Here is a 26949-nt window from a genome sequence, read left to right as displayed (position 1 = left end):
TGCCGGTCGGATGCCGGCGGTTCTCGTGCCCCCCGCTCATGCGGCGAGCCCCAGTCGATCCTTCAGCCAGTAGAAGCGCACGCCGGCGTTCATCACCGGGCGGCGCAAGCCGTGCCAGGGCAGCGGCGAAACCGGTGTCTCGGGTAGCGGCAGCGGGCGGCCCTCGGCGATCCGGGCGGCGAGCGCCGCGCCGAGCGCGGTCGCCATCGCGATGCCGCGGCCGTTGTAGCCGGCCAGCGCCCAGAGGCCCGGCTCGGGGGCGTGGACATGCGGCAGCCCGTCCATGGTCAGCGCCAGGTGGCCGGACCAGGCATGCGCGACGGGGACATCGCCGATCCCGGGAAACATCCGGCGCATGGCGCTCTCGAGCGCCCGTTGCAGCGCCGCCGAATGGGTCGCGCCGACACCGCCGCGCCCGCCGATCACCAGCCGCCGGTCCGGCGTCACGCGGTAGTAGAGCGCGAGATGGCGGGCCTCCGAGCAGCAGGCGCCGCCGGGAAGGATGCGCGCGGCGACCGCCGGGTCGAGCGGCGCCGTCGCGATGATGTTGGACTGCACCGGCAGCAGCGAGCGCGCGAGCCTCGGCAGCAGCGCCGCGTCATAGGCATTGGTGGCAAGCACCATCGTCGGCGCGGAAACCGACGCATTGCCGAGATCCGCGGTCCATCCCGCACCGGTCCGGCGGATCGCCCGCACCGGCTGGCCGGTGACGATCCGCGCCCCCTGCGCGCGCGCGGCCCGCGCCAGCCCCCGCGCCAGGGCGAGCGGGTTGACCGTGCCGGCCCGCGCATCGCGCAGCCCGCCGCGATAGCAGGCCGCCCCGGTGGCGCGGGCGACCTGCTCGGCATCGAGAATCTCGACCGCGGCACCCTCTGCCTGCCAGTCCCGCGCCCGGGCACGGAGCAGCGTCGCCGCCGCCTCGGAGGGCGCCGCCTGCACCCAGCCCCTGCGCTGCGGATCGCAGGCAATGCCATGCCGGTCGATCAGGTCGAAGACCCGATCCGCCGCAGTGCCGACGAAATCCACCAGGCGCTGCCCGGCTTCGGCGCCCCAGCGCGCGCGGATCGCGACCGGGTCGATCTTGAGCCCGGGAATCACCTGCCCGCCGTTGCGCCCCGAGGCGCCGAAGCCGATCTCCCGCGCCTCGAGCAGGGTGACGCGCCTGCCCGCCTCGGCGAGGTGCAGCGCCGTCGAGAGCCCGGAATAGCCGCCGCCGATCACCAGCACATCCGCATCCTCGGGCCGGTCGCCCTCGGGCGCCGGCTCGGCGGATGTGGCCCACCAGAAGGAGCGGGACCAGAGATCGGCAGACAACGTCATTCCGCGGCAACCAGCTGCGCCGGATAGACCCGCTCTGCGGTCTCGCGCGTCAGCAGGCCGTTGCGCAGATCCTCGGCGATGCGTTCGGCGGACCGGCCCGAGACCGGGCCGTAGCCGGCGCCGCCGCCGAGGCGGAAGGTCACCAGGTCTCCGGCACGGAGTTCCTTCATGTCCTTGGAGGTCAGGCTGATCACCTCGTCGCCGCGGCGGATCTCGCAGGCCGCGGTGGTGCCCGGCGCGCCGCCGAAGAGCGGCTGCGGCGCGGTGGTGAAGCGGTCGCCATAGAGCGCCACCGTCGCGCCGTCGCGCAGGATCCGATAGGATTTCACGAAGCCCGTGCCGCCCCGCGCGGTGCCGTGGCCGAAGCTGTCCGGCGTCAGCGCGTATTCCTCGACCCGGAAGAACGCATAGTCCTGGTCCACCGCCTCGACCGGGGTATTCGCGCAGTTGGACATCGGGCTGTCGATGGCATCGCAGCCGTCCTCGTCGGCCGATGCGCCATAGCCGCCGCCGAAGATCTCGAGATAGACCGAGTAGGCGCCGTCGTTGAGCCAGCTCAGGCAGGCGACGGTGGTGCAGTCGAAGCCGTTGGCGATCACCTTCTCCGGCACCGCCTGGGAGAGCGCGTTCATCGTCGCGTTGAAGGCGCGGTAGCAGGACAGCATCCGGGCCCGCACCGGTGCGGGGTAATGCGGGTTGAGGATGCTGCCCTTCGGCACCTCCACCTCGACCGAACGGGTGAGCCCGGCATTGAAGGGAATGTCCGGCGAGGTGAGCACGGATTTCACGCAGGACATGGTGGCGGAGATCGTCCCGGCCAGCGGCGCGTTCAGATAGGTCGCGACCTGCGGATCGGTGCCGTCATAGTCGACCCTGATGCGGTCGCCCGCGATGGTGACGGTGGAGCGGACCCGAATCGGCCCGCGGCCGAGGCCGTCATCGTCGAGCACCGCCTCGCCGGTATAGGTGCCGTCCGGCGCCTCGGCGATGGCGGCGCGGACCCGCCGTTCGGTATAGGCCTGGAACTCGGCCATCACCGCCTCGACGGTCTCGGCGCCGTAGCGCGCGCACATCTCGCCGATGCGCTGCGCGCCGATCCGGTTCGCGGCGATCTGCGCGTTGAAATCGCCCATGGTCTGCAGCGGCGCGCGGACATTGGCGCGCAGGATCCGCTCGAGCGGGCCGCCGTTCCAGTCGCGCGCCATCGAGAACTTGGTCGGCGGGATGATGATGCCCTCGGAATGCACGTCGCGCGCATGCACCGAAAGCCCCGGGCTGCCGCCGCCGATATCGAGGTGATGCGCCACCGAGGCCGCAAAGCCCACCCGCCGGTCGCCGGCGAAGATCGGGTGGAAGAAGAACACGTCCTGCAGGTGCTGGCCGCCGGAATAGGCGTCGTTCATCACGAAGAAATCGTCCGGGCCGACGGCGTCGAGATCGTATTCCCGCGCGCAGGCCTGGAAGACCAGCCCGATGGTGCCGAGCTGCATCGGGATCAGCTCGGCCTGGGCCACGGTGTTGCCGTCGCGGTCGAGGATCGCCGCGGAGCCGTCCCGCGCCTCGCGCAGGATCGTCGAATAGGCCGAGCGCACCAGCTTCGCGCCCATCTCCCGCGCGGCTGCGAGGATCGCCTGGCTGAGAATGGCGTAATCGATGGGGGAGACGGTCATTTCGCGGTCCTCGTCATGGTCAGGTTGTCATCGGCATCGCGCCAGACCTGCCAGCCGGGCGGCACATAGGTCGTCGAGGAATAGCCCTCGATCAGCGCCGGCCCGGCGACCGGCGCGTCGAGGGTGAGGGATGCCGCGGCCCGGACCGCGGCGCTGACCGCATTGCCATCCGCCAGCACGATCGGGCTTTCCTTCGGCGTCTCGGCCGCATTGGCGCGTTCGCGGAAGGCGGGCAGCGACTCGAGCGGGCGGGACACGGTCATGCGGAAGCCGACCACCTCGATCTTCTGCCCCTTCGAGCCGCCATGCAGGAAGATCCGGTGATGTGCCTGCTGGAACAGCTCCTCGAGCTTGGCCGCGTCGAGCCCGGCCAGCGTCGCCGGGCTCAGCTCCACCGGAACCTCGAAGGCCTGGCCGACGAAGCGCATGTCGGCGACGAACTCGAAGCCGAGCCCGTCGGTCAGCCCGAAGCTGGCGAAATCGGCGCGGGCCGCGGCTTCCATCTCGGCATGGGTGGCGCGAATCCGCGCCGGCGCGTCCCCGTCCACCACGAAGCGCCGGGTGATCGCGCTGATCTTGGAGAAGTCCGAGGCGATCAGGCCATAGGCGGAGAGCACGCCGGGGTTCGGCGGCACGATCACCCGGTCGAGCTGCATCTCGTCGGCGATCTCGGCGGCCAGCAGCGGACCGGCGCCGCCATAGGGCACCAGCGCATAGTCCCGCGGGTCGTTGCCCTTCTCGGTCGAGACCAGCTGGATCGCGCGCACGATGTTGGCCACCGAGAGGCGCAGCGCCGCCGAGGCCGCCTCCGGGATGCTCAGGCCGAGCGCATGGGCGATCGGCGCAAAGGCCCGCTCGGCCGCGGCGCGGTCGATCTCCATGGCGCCGCCGAGGAAGGCCTCGGGCCGGATCGTGCCGCGCAGCACATGGGCATCGGTGATCGTCGGCTTGGTGCCGCCCTTGCCATAGCAGGCCGGGCCCGGCTCGGCGCCGGCGCTGCGCGGGCCGACCCGCAGCATGCCGCCGTCGTCGATCCAGACCAGCGAGCCGCCGCCGGCACCGACCGTGGCGATGTCGATCACCGGGGTCCGCACCGGCAGCCCGTCGAGCTCGGTATCCGGCGAGATCCCGGGCTTGCCGTCGGTGACGAGGCAGACATCCGTCGAGGTGCCGCCCATGTCGAAGGTGATGACATTGCCGGTGCCTGCCCGCTCGGCCTGGCGGATGGCGCCGACCACCCCTGCCGCCGGGCCGGAGAACAGCGCCGAGATCGCGTTGCGCCGCATCGCCCGGGCCGGGATCCGCCCGCCATTCGACTGCATGATCGAGAAGCGGCTGGAGAACCCGCGCGCCACCAGCTCGCGGTCGAGCCGCGACAGGTAGCTGTCGATCACCGGCTGCACATAGGCGGCGAGCGTCGCCGTCGAGGCCCGCTCGAACTCCCGGAACTCCCGCGTGACATCCGCCGAGGCGGTCACCAGCATCTCCGGCAGGGCGGCGTTCAGCGCCGCCCGCAGCGCCTCCTCATGCGCGGCATTGGCATAGGAGGAGAGCAGGCAGATCGCCACCGAATCATAGCCGCCCGCCCGCAGCTTCGGCGCCAGCTCGGCAACCGCCGCCTCGACATCCAGCGCGGCGATGACCGTGCCGGAGGCATCGATCCGCTCGGCCACCTCATAGCAGTCGGCCCGCTCGACCACCGGGCTGGGGCGCTTGTAGCGCAGGTCGTAGATGTTCCGCCGGTCGTGGCGCTGCAGGAAGAGGATGTCGCGGAAGCCGCGCGTCACCACGAAGGCGACCTTCGCGCCCTTGCGCTCCAGCAGCGCATTCGTCGCCACGGTCGAGCCGTGCACCAGATCGCCGACGCCGGCCAGCATGATCCCCGCCTGATCCAGCGATGCCAGCGCGCCGATATCGGGCGAGGCAGGTGTGGACGGCACCTTGCAGATCTGGATCTCCCCCTCGTCCACGGCAACGAGATCCGTGAACGTGCCGCCGACTTCAACTCCCACCCGCATCGCGTGGCTCCCCAAAAGTGAATCTTTATCCATAAAAATTCATCTTGACGGAACGATGTCAATCATATTTTCATCAAAAATGTAATTTTTAAGAATTTTTTTCACTTCTCTTGCATGAGCTTGAAATGCTTGAAAAAAGGCAAGCGCCCGAGGGAGGAACAGGACATGCAGGACAAGAGGTCCGGGCAGGACACGACGGCCGAGCCATCGATCGGCGACAAGCTCAGGATGCTGCGCAAGGGCCATGCGCTGTCGCTCAAGGAGCTCTCGTCCCGGGCGCAGATCTCCATCGGCGCGCTCAGCCAGATCGAGCGCGGGATCTCCTCCCCCTCGATCCGCACGCTCAACAAGCTGGCCACCAGCTTCGCGGTTCCGCTCTCCTACTTCTTCGCCGAGAGCGACGATGCCGAGGCCGACGGCATCGTCGTCCGGCAGAACCGCGGCACCGATCTCGCGGTCAGCGCGCAGGGCATCGCCAAGCGGCTGCTCACGCCGCAGGCGCTCGACGGGCTGCAGCTCATGCTGGTGAGCATGGAGCCGGCGAGCAGTTCCGGCCCCGAGGCCTATGGCCATCCCGGCCTCGACGCGGGATACGTGCTGAGCGGCGCGCTGCGGCTCGAGGTCGAGGGGCGCATCTACCTGCTCACCGAGGGCGACAGCTTCGGCTTCGTCTCCACCCGGCCGCACCGCTTCGAATGCGTCGGCGAGCGCGGCGCCGAGATCATCTGGATCAACACGCAATAGCACGGCAGGCGACGGCATCGCATTCAGCACGACATTGCCATCCCGTCGGTGGCCGGGTCGGCCCCACCCTGCGGGCCGTCATCCGTGAGCAGGATCCCGTGCACCCAGGCAATGCCGTAGCTCGTCGGGCTGCGCACGATCTCGTAGCCCTCATGCTCCAGCGCGCGGGTCACGCCATGCGGAATGCGGTTGGTCACGTCGATCATGTCGCTCGTGGCCGAGAAGCGCGGCCAGGCCACGGCATCCGACATCGAGGCGCCGAAATCGATGACATTGAGCACCGCCTGCAGCACGCCCATGGCAATCTGCGTCGCCCCGGGCGCCCCGATCACCAGGCGCGGCGCGCCGTCGCGGAAGATGATCGTCGGGCAGATCGAGCTGAACCGCGCCTTGCCCGGCGCGATCGAGCCGGCCCGGCCAGGCCGCGGATCGAACACCCCCATGCAGCCGTTGTACATGAAGCCGAGCCCCTCGGTGACGACGCCCGAGGGCATGCCGAGGGAATGGGTCATCGACACGCAGCTGCCGTCCCGGTCGACGACGCAGATCTGCGTCGTGTCGCGGCTCGGCCCGGCGGGCGAGAAGCGCGGCACCTCGGCCTTCTCGCCGCTGCGGATACGCTCCGCCAGCGCCGCCGCATGGGCCTTCGAGAGCAGGCGCTCGACGGGCACCTCGACGAAGTCGGGGTCGCCGATATGGCGGTCCTTGTCGATGGTCGCCCATTTCATCGCCTCGGCGACGGTGCGGAGATATTCGGCACTGTTGTGCCCCATGGCGGAGAGGTCGAACCGCTCGAGGATGTTCAGCATCTCGGCCAGCATCAGCCCGCCGCCCGGAGGCCGGTTGGTGGTGACCCTGTGGCCGCGATACTCGGTCTCGATCGGCCGGGCGATCCGGGCGCGATAGGAGGCGAGGTCCTCGGCGGTGATCAGGCCGTCATTGGCGCGCATGTCCGCGGCGATCGCGGCAGCGATGTCGCCGGTGTAGAAGGCGTCCGCCCCGTCGCGGGCGATGGTCTCGAGCACAGCCCCGAGATCCGGGTTGCGCACGGGGTCGCCGACCTGCTTCGGGGTTCCATCCTCGCGGCAGTAGAGCGCGCGGCTGGCGGGGGTATGCGCGATCCGCTCGCTGTTCGCCGTCCGGCCCATCTCCGACGGGATCGACCACCAGCCATGCACATGCGGGCGCACCACCCAGCCGCCGCGCGCCCAGCCGATGGCATGGCTCAGCAGCTCGGCCCAGGGCATGCGCCCGTGCCGCTCATGCGCCGTCGCATAGGCCCTGAGCGAAGCCGGCACGCAGATCGACCGGTAGCCGATATCGTTGACCCGGCCGCGCAGCACGAAGCCATAGCCGTCGCGGGCCTCCCCCTCGATCAGGTCCTCCCACATATCCGGCCGGGCGGCGGCGGGGGCCGGGGCGTGAAAGTCGACATACTCGTGCGCGCCGTCCGCCGCCTGCCAGACCGCCATGCTGCCGAAGCCGGCGATGCCGCACATCAGCGGATCGACGACGCCCTGCACGAAGGCGGCGGCGATGGCCGCGTCGACGGCGTTTCCGCCCGCCGCGATGATCTCCGCGCCGCATTCCGTCGCCTCGGGCTGCGGCGTCACGACCATCGCCCGCCTGCTGCTTTCCCGGCCTCGTGTCATCGCATCCCCCTCCCGACGTTCAGTATTTCGCGATGGTTTCCAGCAGGATCCGGCCGACCTCGCGGGCCCGTTCCGGCGTGTAGCGCTGCGTGATGTTGCCGACGCTCACCGCCCCGGCGAGCTTGCCGCCGGCATCGAAGACCGGCGCGCCGACACCCACGACGAAGTCGAACAGATCGCCATTGCCGACCGAGTAGCCGTCGCGGCGCACCTCCTCGAGACGCGCCCGGATCGCCTGCGGGTCGGTGACGGTGGCCGCCGTGCGGCGCACCAGCGTGCCCGAGAGATAGCGCGCGATCTCTTCCTCCGGCGCATGCGCGAGCAGCACCAGCGGCGCGCCGCCGCAATGCAGCGGCAGCTCCATGCCGACCTCGGAGGCCAGCACGCGCACCGGCGCGGAGCCCTCGACGCGGCTGATCACCAGCGCCGTCTCGTCGCTCCGGATCATGTAGAGGGCGGTATCGCCGGTCACCCGCACGATATCGTTCATGATGAGATCGACCCGGCTCAGCACCGGGTTCCGGATCAGCCCCCTCTGGACGAAATGCAGCAGCATCGGGCTGACCGCATAGAGCCCGCTCTGCGGGTTCCGCGTGATGAAGTCGTGATGTTCGAGCGTGGCCACCATGCGCGTGATCACGGTCCGCGGATAACCGACGATCTCCGCGATCTGCGCGATCGAGCACGGCTCGCCCAGCCGGCAGATCGCCTTGAACACGGTGAAGGCCTTCGCGGCCGAGAGACTGATATCTGGCGCCATGCTTGTCCGATTATCGGTTGTTGCATCCGATATACAGATGCTGCAGCGCATCGGAATGGCTGTCAAGCGCAAATGAAAACGGGAACGCCCGGCCCATCGGGCCGGGCGCTGTGCCGGTCAGCTCACCGCATCCAGGTGTCAGGCATAGGCGCCGGCGGAATAGGTCAGCTCGTAACTGTGGCTGTAGAGTTCGAAGACGATCCCGAACGGGTCCTCGACATAGACCATCCGATAGGGCTTCTCGCCCGGGAAGTACTCGCGCACCGGCATCCTCTGCTTTCCGCCGGCGGCGACGATCCGCGCCAGCAGTCCCTCGAGATCCGGATCCTGGATGGCGAAGTGGAAGGTGCCGTGCCGGCGGAAATCGAGGTTCTCCGCGGGCGCCGCATTGCCCTCGAACTCGAAGAGCTCGATGCCGATGCGGTCGGCGGTCGCCAGATGCGCGATCCGGAGGCGCTGCCAGCCCGGGCCGAAGACATCGGTGCACATCCGGCCGATCTCGCTGTCGTCCTCGACCACCTCGGTCGGCGCCATGATCACGTAGAAGCCGAGCACCTCGGCATAGAACGTCACGGCCGCGTCGAGATCGGGAACCGAGAGACCGATATGGGAAAAGCTGCGGGGCGTGGGCTGCATGGGGCGTGATCCTTTCGGGTTGCTGTCGCGCCGGATATGGACAGCCGTTCCCCTGCATGCCAATTATCATTACATCTCGAAATCATAACACTCTGTAATCACCATGCTCAACGCACGCTGGCTCGAGACCTTCACCGTGCTCTGCGAGACCGGCCATTTCACCCGCGCCGCTGACCGGCTCGCGATGACCCAGCCCGGCGTCTCGCAGCACCTCCGGAAGCTCGAGGCGCAGCTCGGCCAGCCGCTGATCTCGCGGCAGGGCAAGGGCTTCGTGCCGACGCCGGCGGGCGAGGCGGTTCTGGCGCTCGGCCAGGCCCGGCGGCAGGAGGAGCAGCGCCTGCGCGAAGCGATCCGGGCGGACGATCCCGATAGCGGCCGGGTGGCGGTCGCCTGCTCAGGCAGCTTCGCGCTGCTGCTCCAGCCCATGCTGCTGCCGCTGATGCAGCACGCGCCGCAGCTCGAGATCCATCTCGAGGCGGCACCGGCGGTCCGCGTGCCGGAGGGCGTGCTGGAGGGGCGTTTCGATCTCGGGGTGGCCGGCCGCGATCCCGGGCACCCGCGGCTCGAGGCGCGGCGCATCGGCCAGGAGGAACTCTGCCTCATCCTGCCCGCTGATGCCGAGGGCGCGCCGCTCGATTTCGGCGATCTCGAGGCGCGGGGCTTCGTCGCGCATCCCGATGGCCATGCCTATGCCGACGAGCTCTTCACGCTGAACTTCCCGGGCGAGTTCGAGGGCGCCGACCGGCTCCGCATCCGCGCCCATGTGAACCAGATCGGCCAGATCCCGACACCGGTGGCGCATGGCATCGGCTACACGCTGCTGCCCCGCAGCGGGCTCGACGCCTATCCGCGCCGGGACCTGCTGTCGGTCGCCGCGCTGCCGCAGCGGCGCCACCACGAACTCTGGCTGGTCTCGCGCCGCGGCCGGCAGATGCCCGCCCGCATCAGGCGCGTGGCGGAGGTGATCCGGAGCCTTGCCGCCGGGCTCTGACGGCGCCCGTGCCCGGCTCAGTCGATGCTCTCGCTGGGCTGGCGTTCCAGCTCGGCCACCGCGGCGGCATATTCCTCGCGTTGCTCGATCGCCTGTTCCCGAAGCGCCGCGACATAGCCTGCCATCTCCTCGTGCTCGCCGCCCTTCTCCGACTTCGCGGTGAAGCGCGCCAACGCCGACACGAGCTTCTCGGCCGTGGCCTGGGCCTTGCGCCCGCGCTGCAGCCGCTCCTCGTCGGTCGCCGCGGCGAGGAAGGCCTCGCGATCCTTCGAAGCGGCGAACAGGCCGCCGATGATGCCGCTGACATCGCCCGAGGCCACCAGCTTCGGCTTCGCCTTCTCCTGCGCGGCCTTGTAGAAGGCGTTCCAGCCCTTCACCGAGAGCTCGATGCTGCCCGGATACCAGTCCTTGCGCACCGGCACGGCGCGCAGCAGCTTGGGGTCGTCCTTGTAGATCAGCTCGAGATACTGGACCACCTTGTTCACATTGGTGCCCGGATTGGCCAGCGTCCGGTCATTGAGGCCGCAGCGGCGCAGCGCCTCCTGCGCGATGGCGTTGCCGTCGTTCAGCGCGCCCCAGGCCAGCGCGTATTTCGCCAGCGTCGGGTTGGTCTCCATCGCCTCGCGGGCGCGCTTGCGGTTCTTCGGATTTGCGATCGCGTCCTGGTAGATCTTCCAGGCGCTGCGCATCTCGTTCGCGTCATAGATCTTCTTGGCGGTCTCGAGCGCCGCCTCGGCCCCCGCGGCGGCGGCGGCGACCGCGTAGCCGACGGGAGCGAAATGCGCGGCAAGCTTCATCGCCTCGCCGATCACCTCGATGGCCTTCAGTGCCGCCTGCGCCCGCGCCTCGATGGTCTGCTGGTTCTGCAGCTTGTAGCGGTTGCGAATCGCGTGAAGCTGCGCTGTCGCCGCGGTGCCGGCATCCTTCACGTTCTCCATCCACATCGCGAGCTGCTTGCCCTTCTGATAGGCCTCGCCCATCGCGAAGATCATCTCGAGCCCGACCTTGGCCAGCCCCACCCCGGGGATGAACTTGGCGACCACGCCGGCGCCGCCGGTCGCCAGCGTCGTCGCTAGCGTGTAGATCTTGTCGTTGCGCGCGACCTCCGCCATCAGCCTCTCGATCGAGGCGAGCTTCATCTCCTCGGTGATCGCGTTGCCTTCCTCGTCGGTCTGCGCCTCGGAGAACCCATAGGCCAGCATCGCGTCGAACTGCGGGTCGGGCTCGGTCAGGAGAGCGGCCAGCTCCTTCTCCTGCGCCGCCCGCTCACGGGCCTCGAGTTCGGCGACCACCGACTTGTCGGTCTTCTCCTCGGCGTCCTTGGCCAGCTCCTTCAGCTCGCCCGGCAGTTCCTCGAGCTTCTCGAGCCCCTCGCCACCCTTCTCGATGGCATTGTCGATCGCCTCGAAATGCGCCTCGATCGCCTTCTTCTTCTGCTCGTCGGTCCCCGCCTTCTCGACCGCGCGCTCCTGCACCTTGCCGTTGATCTCCTTGGCGGCCGCCGCGACGGCGCCGGTGATGCCGGTCATCGCGGCCTCGAAGGCCGCGCCGGTTTCGCCCGCCTTCGCCTTCTGCACGGTGTCGGCGGCAGAGCCCATCAGCTTGAAGCCCTCCTTCACCCCGGTCGCGATGTCCCCGCAGACCTCGGCCCTGCCGCTCGCCGCATCGAGCGCTCCGGCCACCGCGGCACCGATCTCGCGGAAGGCATCGCCGACCTTCTTCTCCTTGATCGCCTTGCCGATGGGGGCAGTCTTGGCGGCGGCGGTGCAGATCCCCACCACCAGCGTCGTCGTCTCCTTGCCGAGCACCGGCGTCAGCACCGCCTTGAGCCCGGCGATGAAGCTGTCCGAGGCCTTGCCGAAATCCTTGGCCACCAGCGCCTCGTCCGCCGCCTTCTTCAGCGAGCCGATGCAGGCGGCGACGCCCTCGACGATATCGGCCTTGGTGATCAGCTCCTTGCCGACCTTGAAGTCCTTCACGTCCTCGACATGGGCGCCGAAGGCACGGATGCCGGCTTCCATCTTCATGCCGGCCGAGGCCATCTTGAGCCCGCCGGTGACGATCGCCACGGGCAGGTCGAGATGCTGCAGGAACTTCTCCGGCGTGCTGAGACTCTTCGAATATTCCTGCAGCCGCTCGTCATAGAGCTCGTTGGCGCCGGCGAGCGTCCGCGTCACCTCGGAATAGCGGTCGGGCACGAAGTTCTCGGGGATCACCCCCTCGCGCACCAGCGGCTGCCAGAACTCGTTGGCCAGATCGACATCGTCCCTGAAGATCGGCTCGCCATCCTCGGTCTTCATCTCGCGCAGCACCGCCGAATAGTGCATCAGCTTGCCCATCACCGCGCCGATCTTGCCGATATCCTCGTCGGTGAGGCCGTGGATCGCCTTCAGATCCTCCGGCGCCCAGGTGTCGATCTCCTTCATCGGGTTGCCGCCGGGATCGAGGATCGAGATCTGCTCGACCATTCCGAGCCGCGCCTTGATCGCGCCCATCAGGCCCTCGCCCTTGGTCTCGACCCGGATGCTGCCGAGCGTCTCGCGCATCTCCCCGAGGGCCTCCGGCGTCATCACCAGCTTCAGGCTTTCCAGCGCGTTCGTCCTGGCCTCGCGGATCGCCGCGTCGCGCAGGATGGTGGCCTTGGCCGCGCCCAGCTTGTCGAGCCAGTCGGACTGCTTCTGGGTCAGCTCGGTCATCGGTTCTCCTCCCGGCTCAGACGCCGCGCAGCACTTCGAGCTCGATCTGCTTCATCACCGAATTGGCCTCGCTTGCCACGGCATCCACGCCGAAGGGATTGGCCACGGCGAGCCGCACCGCCGGATTGCCCGAGATCAGCGTGCTCGCCTGGCGGATCTTGGCGAGCGCGGTCTCGCGCGCCCGCTTGCGGTCCGCCTCCTTCGAGGTTTCACTGCCGAGCACCCTGCCCTCCGGCGCGAAATCGAGCGCATTGATCGCCGCCACCGTGCTCTTGAGCGCCAGCTCGACATCGCGCTCGGCCCCGGCGCGCGGGGTTTCCTTCGCCGTGTCGCGAACCGCCGTCACGAGGTCGTCGCACTTTCCCCGAAAGGTCAGCGACGCATGGTTCCAGGTCGCGCCGATCTTGCCGAGGTTCTCCCTGTCGAGCGGCGGCGGGCCGTTCTTGAGCGCATCGAGCCGCTGCTGCGCCCGCTTGAGCATGGCCCGGGCGCCGGCATTGTCGCCGGACTTGGCGGCATTCTCGGCCGCCTTGATCTGGCGGCCGATCGCGTCGTGCTCGCCCTTGTCGGCCTTCACGCTCTCCTCCGAGGCACAATCGGAATGCTTGATCTTCAGCGCCTTCAGGTCCCGCTCGAAATCCTCCTTCGCCTTGAGCTCGGCAGCCGCCGTCTCGCCGCCCGCCTTCTGGTCGCGGAAGAACTCCTCGGCGAGCGGGTTGGACTCCCGGTTCTCCGGTGCGAGATCCTCGGGCGTGAGCTGCGCATAGAGCTCCGCCGTGCGCTTGATCGACTGGATCCGGAGCTTCGCCGCGGCCCGCTCGCTGGCGCTGGGCTCACCGCCATGAAGCGCCTTGATCGCCGCAAGCTCGGTGCCGAGCTGGCCGAGATACTTCCGGCCATGCGTGCCGGCCTCGGGATGCGCCGCCGCCAGCGTGTCGAGCGCCTTGATCGCCTTCTCGGCATCCTTGATCAGCTGCTTCATCTCGTTGGCCCAGCTCGCCTGCGCCTCGCAGCGGGTCTGGAAGCTGTCGCCCGTGCCCAGCACCGCCTCCTTCAGCACGGCATGGGCCTCCACGGCCTTGTCCGGGTTCATCTTGACCCAGCCCTTCTCCAGTTCGGCATAGCGCGCCTTCAGCGCCGCCTGATCCTTCGGCCGCAGCGCCTTGTAGGCACCCTTGTCGAGGACCTTGGCGATATCCCGTTGCAGCGGCTCGATCTCGTCGAGCTTGTCGATCGCGGCGACCAGTTCGGCCGCGGCGTCATAGGCTTCGTTGGCCAGATCCATCGCGGCGGTGGCCGCGGCGAGGTTCTTGCCCGATGCCAGGATGCTCCGCGCCTCCGCGATCGGCGCCTCGATGGCCTGGATGAACTCCGACCGTACCGTGCGCCCCTCCTTCTCCTTGCGCTTTGCCACGGCCTGCTCGATGCGCTGCTCGACCGCGATCCGGTATCGGCCGAACCTGTCCTCGATCGCGTCGCGGGCGACGATCGCATCGCGCTGCACGGCACGGATCGCCTCCAGCGCCGCCACCCAGTTGTTCGGCGCCTCGGCCTCGATCTTCCGGCGCCGGGCGAGCAGCTCGGGCGCTTCCGGTGCATCCCAGGTTTCCACCGCCTCGAGGATCGGGCGGAGCTGCGACAGCGCCTTGGCAAATTCCGTCTCGGCCAGCCGGTTGCGCTGCTCGAAGAGACGGTAATCCTCCGCCGCCCGGCTCACCGCCTGCTCGAGCAGGCTCTTGAGCGAGCGCTCGATCTTCTCGATCTGCTCGCCCTGGCGGTCGATCTCGTCGCGGGTCGGTTCGCGGTCCTCCAGCCACTGGGAGTGCTTGTGGCTCGGGACCTCCGGCTCCTCCTCGGCATAGCTCGCGGCGGTCGAGCGCAGCACGCCGAGCGCATTGCGAGCGCTCTCCACCATGCTGTCGAGCCGCTTGACCAGCACCGCCGGCAGCTTGGCATGTTCGGGGCCCGCCTTGGTCAGCATGTCGGCCTTCTCCTCGATCGCCGCGCCGGCATCCTTGCGGATCTCGGTCAGCCGCTGGGAGAACCCGTCGATCGCCTTCATCAGCCGGCCGCCAAGGCCCTCGGGATAGGTGACCGGCTCCGGCTCGGGCTCCGGTTCCGGCACGAACTGCACCCCCCCCTCGGGCCTGAGTATCACGGGCTTGGGCAGGAAGAGATACTTCGCATAGGCCTCGGTCGCGCCCTTCACCGCCTCGACCAGCGCCTGCTCGATCGGCGGCGCGACCAGCGGTATCCCGTCGGCGATCCGCTTGGCATCCTTCTCGAGCTGCCCGACCGCGTGCTCGAGCTCGGTGCGCTTGCTCACGCCCATCGAGCCGTCGAGCTGCCGCGCAAGATTCGCCGCCTCGCCGCGAAGCTGGACGAGCAGCTTCTCGATCTCGCCGAATGCCTTCTGCGCGCGGGCCATCAGATCTGCCGGCACGCGATCATGCGGCCGGCCGGACTTCACCAGCATGTCGCCCTTCGCGACGATCAGCAGGCTGAGCGCGATCTGCTCGGAGACCAGCCCGGCGAGCCAGTCCTCGATGGTCTCGGCCAGCCGGCTGGCCTCGTTCTCCGGAAGCTCGTCCTCCTCATCGGCGAGATCGACGGTCCTGAGGATCTCCTCGACATCCTTCGGCGTGAGCTCGCTCTCCTCGGGCAGCCCGAGGCTTGCATGCAACGGGTCGGACTGCAGCTTCCGGAGCGGCTGGACCAGGGTCTCGAAGAGCTTCCGCCGTGCCTGCTCGAAGAAGGATGTGCCGGTCTCGACGCTCGTGGTCATGTGCGTTTCCCCTCAGTCGATGGCGCCGAGCGCCGACAGGATGTCCGCGAGCTTGGCGCGGACCGGCCCGATCACCCGTGTCGAGGGGAGATAGGCGGTGCCGTCGATGCTGGCCGCGACGCTGTCGGACGCGGCATAGCTATCGAATTTCGAGGCGGTGACCCGAACCTTGGCGGCGATGCGCTTGCGCGCCTCCGTGCCGTCTGCGTTCAGCAGTTCGTCGAGCTGGTCCTGCAGGTTCTCGTTCAGTGTCTCGATCACCGTGTCGAGCTTGCCGAGAGCGCTCTCGACCCGATTGCTCACGCCGGGAAAAGCGGCATATTTCTGGCGGATCGCGTCCTTCAGCAGGGAAATATCGCGCGCGGCGGCACGGCGCACCGCGATCCATTCGATCCGCGCCTTGCCGAGCCGCACCAGGGAGACCGGTCTTTCGGATGTCTCCGGGTCCGGATCCGGCGGCGCGCGTTTCCCGAGCGCCGTGACACCGAAGACCTCGTCCACCCAGGAATCGACTTCGGGCTCCAGCTCGATACGTGGCATCGGTAGCCTCCGCGCCGTGTTCGCCAACCGCCCTGGTATCGAACGCCAAGGCGCGCGGGCTTGCAAGGCGGAAAGAGCGGCTCGGGAAATTCACTTGCCCAGAGCGGGGCTGCGGTCGGGCGCACGGTTCCCCGATCCTGCGGCCCTGCATTGTCGGCCGGCCTGCAAGGCGGCCTGGCGGCGATGGGTGCATTCCTCGCCGCCAGGCCCCCGGCCGGGGCGCACCACCCCGCCGGGAACCGTCCCCGCCTCCGTCAGCCCATGCCGAAGAGATCGAAGGTCACGTCGTCGAGCGAGGCATCGAGCCAGGTCACGCTCGTGTCCTCGTCGATCTGCAGCACCACGTTGCCGCCCTCGAAGGCCAGCATGCCGGCATCGATCTCGAAGCCGATCTCGAGGCTGTCGATCCCGGCCTCGAAATCGGCGATGACGTCGTCACCGCCCTCGACGAAGACGAAGACATCCGCCCCGGCGCCGCCATAGAGGAGATCGTCGCCTGCGCCGCCGTCGAGCCGGTCGGCCCCGTCGCCGCCCTCGAGCTGGTCGTCGCCGGCGCTGCCCTCCAGCGTATCGTCACCGCCTTCGCCGAGGATCAGGTCGCGGCCCGTGCTGCCCACCAGCAGGTTGTCGGCCTCGTCGCCGCCGAGCCGGGTATAGGCGAGGAAGACATTGTCCTGCACCGAACCGATATCGGTGTTCGCCTCGATGACATCGGCCAGCGTGGTGTCCCAGAGCGCGTCGAGCTCCCTGTCGGAGAACTGCCCGGCCTCGCTCCAGTAGGCGTCGCCGTCGCGGATCCGGGTGAACTGGTCGATGATCACCAGCGAGAAGGTCTCGCCCAGCATGCCGTCGCCATAGGGGTCCTCGGCCAGCCCGCCGATCCAGGCATCCACGAGATCGACATCGCCGTAGAGCGCCTCGAGCTCCGCCGCGAGATCGGCGTCCGAGGTGATGTCGGCGAAACTCTCGGCGCGCTCGAGCCCCAGCGCCTCGCGCAGGTCGTTGTAGCTCGCCACGCCAAGGTCGCGCCCGCGCTGGATGTTGATCGCCGCGAGATCGAGCCCCGCCTCGCCATCGGCAGCGAAGAGGAAGGAGCGCACATCCTCGACGATCTGCGTATCGAGCTCCTGCGCCGTGCTGCCGGCGAGGCCGCGCAGGAGCGGATCGATGCCGCCGTTCTCGGTGATTTCCGATGGGTTGAAGAAGGCGTCCTGCAACGCGATGGAGCCGGCCTCGATGCTGCTCCCGTCTTCCTCCAGGCGCAGCAGCTCCGAGGAGAGCAGCGAATGGCCGAAGCGGAAGGCAGCGGCGGAGAACTCCACGGCGATGCCCGGGTTCACGCTCGCGTCATAGCCCTCATAGTCCGCGATCGCGTCCTCGCCGACCAGCAGCGGCAGGAACTCGTTGAAGGTGATCGCCTGGATCTCGGCCTCCACCCGCATCCGGGCCGCGTCGAAGAGCTCGTCATCGGAGAGCTCGGGGAAACGCTCGGCCAGCTCGTCCACCCAGCGATTGTGCTCGCGGGCAAACAGCGTCTGCATCGAGGTCAGCGCGATGTTCTCCGCGGCGCGGACCTCGCCGGCCAGCACGCCGCCGTCGTCGGTGAGCAGCAGGTTGCCATCCGCGTCGAGCAGCAGATAGGCGCCATCGCGCAGCGCCTCGGCGGTCTCGGCATCCGAGCCGTAGATCATGCTGGCATCGAGGAAGGCGGTGACCTCGTTCACATATTCGCGCAGGCTGTCCTCGCCGGTCCCCTCCTCCGGAGTCACCCGGCTGAACACGATCACCCCGCCCTCGGCGAAGACGGCGTCGCCCTCCGGCACCGCGATCGGGGCGAACTCGGTATCGCCACCCTCGGTCAGCGTGATGTCGTGGTCGATGAACTGACCCCAGGCCCAAAGGAAGTCGCTGGCGCCAAAGCTGTTCTCGATCTCGTCCTCCTGCGCCACCACGGCATTGGAGATCTCGCGTGCGTTCGGCAGGTCGGTGACCATCTCGCCGATGCCGTCCGCGTAGTTGGCCGGGGCGAGGCGCAGCAGCTCCTGGCCGACGGCGCCCCAGTCCGCATGCTCGGCATTGTTACCGGAGCCGTCGATGCTGCGGGTGACGATCTCGCCGGGACCGGGCGCGCTCCGCATGTCGCGGCCGCCCTGGCTGCCCTGGCCGCGGCCCTCGCCCCCAGCGGGGGCGCCGATCTCGCGCGGCCCGCCGGCATTGTCCGGGCCTGCGGGGAGGTCGCGGTCGGCGCCGCCTCCCTGCCCCGCTGCGGGGCGTTGCTGCGGCATGCGGAGCGCCTCCTGCCCGGTGTCGCCCGCGTCCGGCAGCTCCGGCGCCGGTGCCGCGGCCGCCGGTGCGTCGCCGGCCCGGTTCACCGGGATGTCTCCCGCCGCAGACTGGCGGGCGACCGGCACGGGCGTGTCGGTCTCCCCCCCCTCCGCCGGGGCCGCCGCCGCCGCCATGTCCTCCGCATCGCCCGACTGCAGCCCGACCGGCATCCCGGCGAGCGCGTTCCTGATCCGATCAAAGGCCGAGATCCAAGCCATCCTGCTGGTCCTTCTCATCTTCGACGCCTGCTCCGCGTCGGAATTCCGATGGAAGGCAGCCATAGCGGAGGCCGCTTGAACCAATGCTGAACCGGCCGTTCAGGCGCCGTTCATCTCGGCCGAGGGATCAGTCGGTCTGCGGAAACACGACCCGGATCTCGAGCCCGCCGAGTGCCGCCTCGCCGAGCGTGAGCCGGCCGCGATAGCGCTCGACGAGATCGCGCACGATCGCCAGCCCGAGCCCCGAGCCGCGGACCGACGGGTCGAGCCGCACACCTTCCTCGAGCACCTCGGCGCGCATCGCCGCGGGGATGCCGGGGCCATCGTCGGCGATCGCCAGCTCGGCCCGGCCCTCTGCCGCCGAGAGGCGCGCCACGACCCGGCCATCCGCCCATTTGCCGGCATTCTCGAGCAGGTTGCCGAGGATCTCCTGCAGGTCGGCAGCCGGGATCGGCAGGGCGACCGGGGACGCCATCTGCTCTTCGAAGCGGATCGCCGGAAACAGCCGCCGCAGCGCCCGGCAGACCTCCGCGAGCACCGCGCCGGCATCCGTGCGCTCGTGGTCCGGCAGGGCGGCGGCACCCGGGGCGGCATCGGCCAGGTGACGCTCGGCCGAGGCGCTGATGCGCGCGATCGCCTCGTCGGCGAGCTGCAGGTCGATGGCGCCGCCGCGGCGCGCCTTGTCGAGCTCGTTCTGCAGGATCGCCGCCGGGGTCTTCAGCGCATGGGCGAGGCTGGCCGCCTGCACCCGCCCCTTCTCGCGCAGCATCGCGTTCTTGCGGACCATCGCGTTGAGGTCCTCCACCAGCGGCGCGACCTCGCTCGGGAAATCCTCGGCCGGGGCGACCCGGTCGGCCATCTGCGCCGCCCGCACCCGGCGCCGCAGCTCCCGCAGCGGCCCGAGCGAGGTCTGCAGCATCACCACGGCGGAGGCCACCAGCGCCAGCACCAGCCCGAGCGCAGGCACCAGCAGCCCGCGCCTGAGCGCCCGCATCTCGCGCTCGAGATCCGCCAGATCCGCCGCCACGGCGATGCGCCATGCCCGCCCGTCCGGCGTGCGCAGCCGGCTGGCCAGCATCCGCAGCCGCTGCCCGGCCGGCCCCGCCACCGCGAGGCGCGCCGCATTCCTTTCGAGCTGCCCGAGCGGCAGACGCGCATCCCAGAGCGAGCGCGAGGCGACCGGCGCCGCCCCCGCCGCCTGCGCCTGCCAGTAGTGTCCCGAATAGACTCGCGAGAAGGCCGGCGAGGTCATCCGCCGCCCCGGGTCCTCCGGCACCCGCGCCACGGCAACGCGCAGCAGCGCCAGCTCCTCCTCGAGGCGCAGGTCGAACTGGCGCAGCGCCGAGGCGCGGAACACCTCGTAGATCGCGTAGCCCCCGGCGCCGAGCGCCACCGTGATCCAGAGCGCCGCCACGATCAGCACCCGGACGCGCAGCGACCGGTTTCGCACCGCTCTCATCCCGACGCGATGCGGTAGCCGAGCCCGCGCACCGTCTCGATCGCCCCCGCGCCGAGCTTGCGCCGGAGCCGCCCGACAAAGGCCTCGATAGTGTTGCTGTCGCGCTCCTCGAAGTAGCCGTAGACCGCCGCCGCGAGATCCGCCTTGCCGTGGACCTGGCCGGGCTGGAGCATCAGCGTCAGCAGCACCTTCAGCTCATGGGCCGTGAGGCTCACCGGCAGGCCGGCGGCGCGCACGCTCATCGCGACGGTGTCGAGCTCGATATCTCCGGCGCGCAGCACCGGGTCCGCCGCGCCGGCGCTCCGCCGCACCAGCGCCCTGATCCGGGCGATCAGCTCCTCGATGTGGAACGGCTTGGTGAGATAGTCGTCGCCCCCGGCGTTAAGTCCCTCGACCCGCTGCTGCCAGCTGCTCCGCGCGGTCAGGATGAGCACCGGCGTCGCGATGCCCTCGGCACGCCAGCTGCGCAGCACCGAGACGCCGTCGAGCCGCGGCAGGCCGAGATCGAGCACGATGCAGGCATAGCACTCGGTTGCGCCGAGATGCTGGGCATCCTCCCCGTCACCGGCGAGATCGACGGTGATGCCGGCATCCTCCAGCGCCGCGCGCACCTGCTCGGCCAGATCCGCCTCGTCATCGACCAGCAGCACCCGCATGGCTATCTCCCACTCCCGCCGCCGCCACCGCCGCCACCGGGACCGCCGCCGCCCGGGCCGCCGCCACCGGGGCCGGCCCCGCCAGGCCCGGCACCCGGGCCACCTCCCGGACTGCCGCCCGGCCCTGCACCAGCCTCGCTGCCGGGGCCGCCCGGCTGCCCGCCCGCGCCGCGCGCGCCCGGCGAGGCACTACCCGAGGGGCCGCCCGGCGCGTCGGAGCCATTGCCATGAATGCCCGCGATCCGCCCCGTCTCCGTCTCGATCTCCACCGAGACGAGATCCACCCCGTCGCGCAGGAACAGGAAGTCGAGCACCGGCTTGCCGGCACGCTCGCTCGCCTGCGCGTCGATCAGAACACCTCCCGGAACCGCCTGCTGCGCCGCCTCGAGAAGCTGCGCGAAAGCGCCCGCCTCCGCGTGCCTGCCGCTGTCGTCGGCCGCCGAAGGGTCGCCGGACACCACTGCGCCGGCGAGCCCGAGAATCAATGTGAGATCGCGGATGCCCGCCATCGTCTCTTCCGGCACCTGTTTCACCGACGGCCCGAGCCCCGCGCCTGCGAACCCCCACCCTATCGGGTAGCGGCTGAACGGGCCCTGAACAAGCCTTGCCAGCGGTGCCCGGGGCGTCTGCCAGCGATCGCGGCAGCCCGGAAAAGTATTCTCGAAATACGGTTGGGAATCGGATGTATTTCGGATTAGTTTCCGCGCGGGCGCCGGCCGGGAGACCGGCACCCGGCCTGCTGCTGCAATGAGCGAGGACATACTGCCATGACGCGACGCGCCCAGTCATCCCGGTGCAATTTCCGCCTCCTACCCGTGCAGCTCGCGCTGCTGACCACCAGTTCGGTGCTGGCGCTGGCGATCTCCGCCCCTGCCCAGGCGAGCTGCACCTCGGCGACCATCACCCAGGCCAGCGGCTGCGAGAACGACCCCGGCACCTGGTTCATGCTGTCCTATACCAAGCCCGCCGCGAAGGACGGCGAGCCTGGCACAGCAGGTCAGGACTATCTCTTCAAGAACCTCAACACGACGCCCATCACGCTATCCGGAGACGTTGGCGCCGACAGCGAGACCCGGCTGGGGCTCATCTCCTTCTATTCCTGGGCTGCGGATGGCTCCGCCGACCGCAATGACGACGCAACCCGCGGCGGCGACGGCGGCTCGGTCGAGGTGCAGAACCAGGCCCCCCTCACGGCGACCGATATCAGCTTCGACGTCCCGCCCAGCTCCGGTGGCACGCTGGGCTATCTCGCCTCCGACGCCTTCATCGGCGGGATCACCATCGGCTCCTTCGGCGGCAATGGCGGCAATGCCGACGAAGGCAGCGACGTCTCTGGCGGCGATGGCGGCCATGGCGGCGGCGCCGACTATGCCAGGATCACCAACAGCGGCGCGATCACGCTCGACACCGATTTTCCCAATGCCGGCATCGGCATCTATGCCGCGACCTATGGCGGCAGCGGCGGCCGGCAGGACAGCGCCGCCGGCGACGACCAGTTCGGCGGCGATGGTGGCGACGTGAACTTCGTGCGCATCGACAACTCGGGCGACATCCGCCTCGAAGGCGCGGTCGCCAGCGCGCTATGGGGCATCGGGGCGGAGGCGATGGCCGGCTCCGGCGGCGAGGATGCCTCGGCCGGAGGCCAGGCCAACCAGGTCTATGTGACCAACAGCGGCGACATCACCCTCGACATGACCGGCAGCCTCGGCACGATCTCGCAGGGCGTGCGCGGGATCTATGCCGCGACCGTGGCCGGCCATGCCTACTGGTATTCCTATGACGGCTCCGACGCCGGCGGCCAGGGTGGCACCGCCGACAATATCGAGATCGTCCATTCGGGCGACATCACGGTCACCGCCCACGGGCTCGCCGCGCCGAGCTACACGCCGCTGCGCACCCCGCCGGCGGCCGATCCCAAGCCGGGCGTCCCCGGGCGCATCTATTCGGACCGCTCGGCGGGGATCTATCTCCTCAGCGTCGGCGGCGATGGCGGTGCCGGGCCGGGCTCGGCCGATGCGGTGTCCTCGGCGGATGGCGGCAGGGGCGGCGATGCCAGCTCCTCCGACGGCGCGGGCGACCCGCTGCAGACCTCGTTCATCAACCTCTCGACCGGAACCATCACGACCGATGGCGACCATATCGTCGGCGTCATGGGCGAGCTGCACGGCGGCAAGGGCGGCTACGGCATCAACGAATCGAGCGGCGGAAATGGCGGCGATGTTGGCCCGCTGAATTTCGAGCTCTACATGACCGACATCGAGACGCTGGGCGACAATGCGCGCGGGCTCGTCGGGCTCTCGTTCGGCGGCAATGGCGGGGCCTACAGCGACGACCAGTTCACCGTGATCAATGTCGGCGATACCAGCGCGGGCTCCGGCGCGCCCGGCGGGACGATCAGGCTCGCCGCCGATGGCGCCTCGGTGGTGACGACCCATGGCGTCTCCTCCCATGCGATCCACCTCGAGAGCGCGGGCGGCGTGGCCGGCGATGCCGAGGCCGGCTTCGCCTTCATCAACACCCCGGGGGCCGACACCGTGGGCGGCAATGGCGGCGCCGGCGGCACGATCTCGACCGACGGCACGATCACGGCGGTAACCCTCGGCGATTACGCCCATGGCATGCTGTTCCAGTCGATCGCCGGTGGCGGCGGCGACGCCACCAGCGACAGCAACCAGACCGGGCTCTTCGTGATCGGCGGCGCCGGCGGCTATGGCGGGGGAGGCGGTTTCATCGACCTCTCCTCGGACCTCCTCTCCAGCACCTCCGGGGACGCATCCATCGGCCTGCTCGCGCAATCCATCGGCGGTGGCGGCGGCAATGGCGGCAGCACCGGCGGCATCGTCTCGGTCGGCGGCGCCGGCGGCACCGGCGGCGATGGCGGCCATGTCAAGCTCGGCTCGCCCGACAGCGAGCAGAACTACGGGCTCTATGTCGATACGGCGGGCGACTACAGCTACGGCGTGCAGCTCCAGTCGATCGGCGGCGGCGGCGGCAATGGCGGCGACGCCTTCGACTTCAGCGTCATCATCCCGGCGGTCGGTGTCGGCGGCGATGGCGGCCAGGGCGGCGACGGCGGCACGGCGGAGATCGCCCTCCCGGACCGCGGGACGCTGAACAACGACTACAGGGTGACAACCTCGGGCTACAATTCCCACGCGCTTTTCGTACAGTCGATCGGCGGCGGCGGCGGCTCGGGCGGCGACGCGACCGGCACGGATATCGGGATCGTCTCGGTGCAGATCGCCGGCGGCGCCGACAGCGACCCGTCCGACAGCGACCAGGGCGGCGGCCATGGTGGCACCGCCAAGGTGGAGATCATCAACAGCCAGAGCAGCGGCTCCACCACGATCAGCACCGCGGGCGACCACGCCATCGGCATCCTCACGCAGTCGATCGGCGGCGGCGGCGGCACCGGCGGCAACGCCATCGCCAACACGATCGATTTCGGCCTGTCCCTCGCGGCCGCGGTGGGCGGCGATGGCGGGCTCGGCGGCAGTGGCGGCACCGCGAGCGTGGTGCTCGACACCGCGGGCACGATCGTCACGGGCACCGACGATACCGACGACACCACCGACGCGCACGGCATCGTCGCGCAGTCGATCGGCGGCGGCGGCGGTGTCGGCGGCTCCAGCATCTCCCGCGCCTTCACCCAGGCGATCGGCACGGCCAGCCTCTCTGCCGGCCTAGCGTTCAGCGCCAGCGCCGGCGGCGTCGGCGGCTCGGGCGGCTCGGGCGGCACCGGCAGCATCGACCTCTCCGGCATCACGGTCGAGACCCGCGGCGACAGCGGCTTCGGCCTGCTCGCGCAGTCGATCGGCGGCGGCGGCGGCATCGCCGGCAGCGCCTCCGCGATCAACGCCCTGCGCAAGTCGAGCAACACCTACAGCGGCAAGGTCAACTTCGTGCTCGGCGCCGATGGCGGCGGCGGCGGCGACGGGCACACGGCCAGCGCAAGCGCCGCCGAGGGCAGCCAGATCATCACCTGGGACGACTTCTCGAACGCCATGGTCGCGCAGTCGGTCGGCGCCGGCGGCGGTGTCGCGGGCCCGGGCTCGACCAACTCCTACCCGTTCTCCAGCGGCTTCGGCCTCGCGGTCGACCTCGCGCTCGGCGCCACCGGCGGCAGCGGCGGCAGCGGCGGCAGCGGCACCGTGACCCTCGGCGAGACGAGCACCGTCACCACCAATGGCTCGGAGGCGCGCGGCCTCGTGGCGCAGTCGATCGGCGGCGGCGGCGGCATCTCGCAGGGCGGCTCGCTCGGCTTCAAGTTTCCGGCCGGCGGCGTCGTCAAGACGCTGCCCAGCCTCAAGTTCAAGATCAAGCTCGGCCAGACCGGCGGCGAGGGCGGCAATGGCAGCAGCGCCGGCGGCCGGAACGACGGCCTGATCACCACCTATGGCGGCGGCGCGGACGGCGTGCTCGTGCAGTCGATCGGCGGCGGCGGCGGGCTCGGCGGCGCGATCAGCAACGATGTCGACCGCCTGAAGGAGGCCAGCAACACCCTCACCCAGGTGCGCAACCTGAAGAACGTGAGCCTGTGGATGGACTTCACCGTCAGCATGGGCGGCGCCGGCGGCACCGGCGGCGACGGCGGCAGCGCCTCGTTCACCCAGTCCGGCACGATCTCCACCCTGGGCGACCATGCCGACGGCGTGGTGGTGCAGTCGATCGGCGGCGGCGGCGGTGTCGGCGGCGGCGTCTCCTCGCAGGGCAGCGAATCCGGCACCAGCATCCAGATGAACCTCGGCGGCGAAGGCGGTCAGGGCGGCAATGGCGGCCCCGCGAACCTGAGCTTCGGCGAGGGCAACAGCATCGCCACCCAGGGCTACGGCGCCTTCGGCGCGCTGGTGCAGTCGATCGGCGGCGGCGGCGGCGACGGCGGCTCCGGCTCCGACCGCATCCTCGGCATCACCCAGCTCGGCTTCTCGGGCGCCGACGGGCCGGACAACCAGGACGCCGGCACCGTCAGCGCAACCGGTCCGGCCGCAATCACCACCCTCGGCATGGACGCTCCGGCCATGGTGCTCCAGTCCATCGCCGGCGGCGGCGGCACCTCGCTGATGGGCAATGCGCTGGTGGCTCAGATCACCGCCCTCGACGAAGACTCCACACAGCTCGGCGAGCCCGGCTATGTCGAGACCACCATCGCCACCGGCAACGGCACCATCGACGGCGGCACCGCCGAGGCCGGCACGGTCAGCTATTCCGGCACGGTCGACATCGCCACCCGCGGCACCGCCGCCTACGGCATCCTTGCCCAGTCGATCGGCGGCGGCGGCGGCTTTGCGCCGACCCTCAACCAGTACAACACCTCCGCCACCCTCGGGAACGGCGACGGCACCGGCGGCGACGTATCCGTGACTCTCTCCGGCGGCACGATCAGCACCGAGGGCGTTGCGGCACATGGCATCGTCGCGCAGTCGATCGGCGGCGGCGGCGGCATCGCGGGCGCCGTCGAGTTCGACCCGATCACCACCGATATCGACGGCGAGACCGCCTCCTTTGGCGATGGCGGGGCCGTGACCATCGACAGCGCCGCGGCAATCAGCGTCAGCGGCCGGTGGAACGCCTACGGCATCTTCGCCCAGTCGATCGGCGGCGGTGGCGGCTTCGCCGGCTCCAGCTCGTCCGCCCTGCCCATCGCGGGCTCGACCGGCGGCGGCGACAGCACCGGCAGCGGCGGCCCGGTCACGATCACCACCACCGCGCCGATCATCGTCGACAGCATCTACGCCTCGCCGATCTTCGCGCAGAGCGTCGGGCCGGACGGCGGCGGGCCGATCACCGTCGATGTCGGCTCCGAAGTGATCCTGTTGCAGACGCCGCAGAACGACAGCGCCGGGATCAAGGTGGTCGGCGGCAGCATCCGCGACGGCCAGGGCGTGCCGACCAACCGCGTCACGGTGCGCCAGGGCGCGACCGTCGCGGTGGACGATCCGGAGGGCTCGAGCTCCTATGCCATCCTCTATCTCGGCGAGTCGGAGCAGAACGATGACGGGCTGCAGGTGGTGGTGGAGAGCGGCGCAACGGTCTCGGGCAGCATCTATGGCCTCTACGCGGACGGCTCGACCGGCACCGGGATCATCGACCAGCAGGCCGCCGCGGCCCCGGCGGCGGCGATCGCCGGCACCGCGGCGATGCAGGTCCACAACATGGCCGGCGGCACGCTCCGCGACGCCACGCTCTATGCCGGCGACATCCGGAACGACGGGCTGATCCTGCTCGGCGACCGGCTCGAGGTGATCGGAGACTTCACGCAGGGCAGCGGCGCCACGCTCGAGGCGCCGCTGCCGGCGGAAGGCGGCGACATCCTCACGATCCGCGGCGATGCCCGGCTTGCGGGCACGCTGAAGCTCGCCCCGCTGGCCGTGGCGTTCGGCGATGCGATGCGGGTCGTCACGATCGATGGCAGCCTCGAGGGCAGGTTCGACGACGTGGTGTCCTATCTCTTCCTCTTCGAGCAGCGGATTGACGGGGAT

The 26949-nt window shown here is 70.0% G+C and carries 16 protein-coding genes; 3 read left to right on the top strand and 13 right to left on the bottom strand.

Annotated features, from left to right (window positions below; genetic code table 11):
• Window positions 1-36: 36 nt before the first annotated feature.
• The 3 genes from QSJ97_RS15565 to QSJ97_RS15555 are packed head-to-tail and all read right to left on the bottom strand — an operon-like array spanning window position 37 to window position 5008.
• Window positions 37-1320, bottom strand: a complete 1284-nt coding sequence (locus tag QSJ97_RS15565; RefSeq protein ID WP_285672761.1) for an NAD(P)/FAD-dependent oxidoreductase — start codon at window positions 1318-1320, stop codon at window positions 37-39.
• Window positions 1317-2990, bottom strand: a complete 1674-nt coding sequence (locus tag QSJ97_RS15560) for a hydantoinase B/oxoprolinase family protein (protein WP_285672760.1) — start codon at window positions 2988-2990, stop codon at window positions 1317-1319. Before QSJ97_RS15560 ends, QSJ97_RS15565 begins: the two co-directional genes overlap by 4 nt.
• A complete protein-coding gene (locus QSJ97_RS15555; protein ID WP_285672759.1) occupies window positions 2987-5008 on the bottom strand; it encodes a hydantoinase/oxoprolinase family protein in 2022 nt (673 codons plus the stop codon). The genes QSJ97_RS15560 and QSJ97_RS15555 overlap by 4 nt, the downstream gene beginning before the upstream one ends.
• Window positions 5009-5173: 165 nt before the next feature.
• On the opposite strand from QSJ97_RS15555, the gene QSJ97_RS15550 reads away from it, so the two are divergent.
• On the top strand, window positions 5174-5752 hold the full coding sequence (locus tag QSJ97_RS15550) for a cupin domain-containing protein (RefSeq protein ID WP_285672758.1): 579 nt from the start codon (window positions 5174-5176) through the stop codon (window positions 5750-5752).
• Window positions 5753-5775: 23 nt separating this feature from the next.
• On the opposite strand, the gene ggt is transcribed toward QSJ97_RS15550, so the two are convergent.
• The 3 genes from ggt to QSJ97_RS15535 form a co-directional block, all read right to left on the bottom strand.
• Window positions 5776-7404, bottom strand: a complete 1629-nt coding sequence (gene ggt / locus QSJ97_RS15545; protein WP_285672756.1) for a gamma-glutamyltransferase — start codon at window positions 7402-7404, stop codon at window positions 5776-5778.
• 19 nt (window positions 7405-7423) lie between these two features.
• Window positions 7424-8164 carry an IclR family transcriptional regulator gene (locus tag QSJ97_RS15540; RefSeq protein ID WP_285672755.1) on the bottom strand — a complete coding sequence of 247 codons (741 nt, stop codon included), beginning with the start codon at window positions 8162-8164 and terminating at the stop codon, window positions 7424-7426.
• A gap of 138 nt (window positions 8165-8302) precedes the next feature.
• A complete protein-coding gene (locus QSJ97_RS15535) occupies window positions 8303-8800 on the bottom strand; it encodes a lactoylglutathione lyase family protein (RefSeq protein ID WP_285672753.1) in 498 nt (165 codons plus the stop codon).
• 103 nt (window positions 8801-8903) lie between these two features.
• Between QSJ97_RS15535 and QSJ97_RS15530 the strand changes: the two genes are divergently transcribed.
• Window positions 8904-9791: a LysR family transcriptional regulator gene (locus QSJ97_RS15530; RefSeq protein ID WP_285672752.1), complete on the top strand. Its 888-nt coding sequence runs from the start codon at window positions 8904-8906 to the stop codon at window positions 9789-9791.
• Between the two features lie 17 nt (window positions 9792-9808).
• On the opposite strand, the gene QSJ97_RS15525 is transcribed toward QSJ97_RS15530, so the two are convergent.
• The 7 genes from QSJ97_RS15525 to QSJ97_RS15495 form a co-directional block, all read right to left on the bottom strand.
• On the bottom strand, window positions 9809-12487 hold the full coding sequence (locus tag QSJ97_RS15525) for a hypothetical protein (RefSeq protein WP_285672750.1): 2679 nt from the start codon (window positions 12485-12487) through the stop codon (window positions 9809-9811).
• A gap of 16 nt (window positions 12488-12503) precedes the next feature.
• Window positions 12504-15272, bottom strand: coding sequence for a hypothetical protein (locus QSJ97_RS15520; RefSeq protein WP_285672749.1), 2769 nt, complete (start codon window positions 15270-15272; stop codon window positions 12504-12506).
• Window positions 15273-15284: 12 nt separating this feature from the next.
• The gene (locus QSJ97_RS15515; protein ID WP_285672748.1) at window positions 15285-15812 is read right to left on the bottom strand and encodes a hypothetical protein; all 528 of its coding nucleotides are present in this window, start codon (window positions 15810-15812) and stop codon (window positions 15285-15287) included.
• A 254-nt stretch (window positions 15813-16066) separates the two neighbouring features.
• The gene (locus QSJ97_RS15510; protein WP_285672747.1) at window positions 16067-18355 is read right to left on the bottom strand and encodes a peroxidase family protein; all 2289 of its coding nucleotides are present in this window, start codon (window positions 18353-18355) and stop codon (window positions 16067-16069) included.
• Window positions 18356-18482: 127 nt separating this feature from the next.
• A complete protein-coding gene (locus QSJ97_RS15505; protein ID WP_285672746.1) occupies window positions 18483-19805 on the bottom strand; it encodes a sensor histidine kinase in 1323 nt (440 codons plus the stop codon).
• 5 nt (window positions 19806-19810) lie between these two features.
• The gene (locus QSJ97_RS15500) at window positions 19811-20470 is read right to left on the bottom strand and encodes a response regulator transcription factor (RefSeq protein ID WP_285672745.1); all 660 of its coding nucleotides are present in this window, start codon (window positions 20468-20470) and stop codon (window positions 19811-19813) included.
• A gap of 2 nt (window positions 20471-20472) precedes the next feature.
• A complete protein-coding gene (locus tag QSJ97_RS15495; protein ID WP_285672744.1) occupies window positions 20473-20979 on the bottom strand; it encodes a hypothetical protein in 507 nt (168 codons plus the stop codon).
• A gap of 258 nt (window positions 20980-21237) precedes the next feature.
• Here QSJ97_RS15495 and QSJ97_RS15490 point away from each other — a divergent pair.
• On the top strand, window positions 21238-26949 hold a 5712-nt coding region (locus QSJ97_RS15490; RefSeq protein WP_285672743.1), incomplete at its 3' end, for a beta strand repeat-containing protein.

Origin of the sequence: Paralimibaculum aggregatum (assembly GCF_030270585.1) — a bacterium.
Lineage (GTDB): Bacteria > Pseudomonadota > Alphaproteobacteria > Rhodobacterales > Rhodobacteraceae > Thermohalobaculum > Thermohalobaculum aggregatum.
This window is presented reverse-complemented; position numbering and strand designations above follow the sequence as displayed.